This is a genomic window from Leucobacter chromiiresistens, from assembly GCF_001477055.1.
In the GTDB taxonomy this organism is placed as follows: domain Bacteria; phylum Actinomycetota; class Actinomycetes; order Actinomycetales; family Microbacteriaceae; genus Leucobacter; species Leucobacter chromiiresistens_A.
The window spans coordinates 1-1,128 of sequence record NZ_LDRK01000121.1 but is presented as its reverse complement, the minus strand read 5'-3'; the positions used below and the strand labels follow the sequence as shown (position 1 = coordinate 1,128).

The following is a 1,128-nucleotide window of genomic DNA, read 5'->3' as shown; positions in this document are numbered from 1 at the left end:
GAGCGCCGCCCGCCGCCAGTCGCCGCCAGTCGCCGCCCGGCGCTCAGAACGCGGCGATGCCCGTCAGCTCGCGCCCGATCACGAGCTGATGCACCTCGTCCGTGCCCTCGTAGGTGCGCACGGACTCGAGGTTGGCCATGTGCCGCATCACCGGGAACTCCGAGGTGATGCCGTCGCCGCCGAGGATCGCACGAGCGGTGCCGGCGATCTTGATGGCCTCCCGCACGTTGTTGAGCTTGCCGACCGAGATCTGCCCGTACGTGAGCGCTCCCGCATCCTTCAGCCGCCCGAGGTGCAGCGCCAGCAGGAGCCCCTTCTGGTACTCGACGAACATGTCGGCGAGCTTCGCCTGGATGATCTGCTTGCCGCCGATGGGGGCGCCGAAGACCTCGCGCGACTGCGACCGCTCGACGGCCGCCTCGAGGCAGGAGCGCGCGGCGCCCATCACGCCCCACGCGATGCCGTATCGCGCCTCGTTCAGGCACTTGAACGGCGACGAGAGCCCCTTCGACTTCGGCAGGATCGCATCGGCGGGGATGCGCACGTCCTCGAGCACGATCTCGGTCTGCAGGGAGGCGCGCATCGAGAGCTTGTTCTCGATCGCGGTCGCCGTGAAACCGGGGGTGTCGGTCTCCACGATGAAGCCGCGCACGATCCCCTCCTCGTCCTTCGCCCAGATGACGCCGAGCTTCGCGATGGTGGCGAGGCCGATCCACCGCTTCTTGCCGTTCAGCACCCACTCGTCGCCCTCACGGCGAGCGGTCGTCAGCATGGTGTTGGGGTCGGAGCCGCCCTGCGGCTCGGTGAGCCCGAAGAAGCCGATCGCCTCGCCGCGGCCCATGAGCGGCAGCCAGCGCTGCTTCTGCTCCTCGGAGCCGAACTTGTAGATGGCCCCCATCGCGAGCGAGCCCTGCACGGAGAGCGCGGTGCGGAAGCCCGAGTCGACCGCCTCGAACTCCATGGCGACGAGCCCGTACGCCACCGAGGAGGCGCCCCGCAGCCCGTACCCGTCGAGGTACATGCCGAACGCCCCGAACTCGCCGACCTCGGGCAGCAGCTCGACGGGGAGGCGGCGCTCCTCGAACGCCTGATCGATGACGGGACGGATGCGGCTCTGGGCGAATTCGC

General features: G+C 69.6%; 1 protein-coding gene. It reads right to left on the bottom strand.

Annotated features, from left to right (window positions below; translation table 11 throughout):
- Positions 1 to 43: 43 nt before the first annotated feature.
- Positions 44 to 1,128: acyl-CoA dehydrogenase family protein (locus NS354_RS12265; protein WP_058594744.1), on the bottom strand; the 1,085-nt coding region annotated here is incomplete at its 5' end.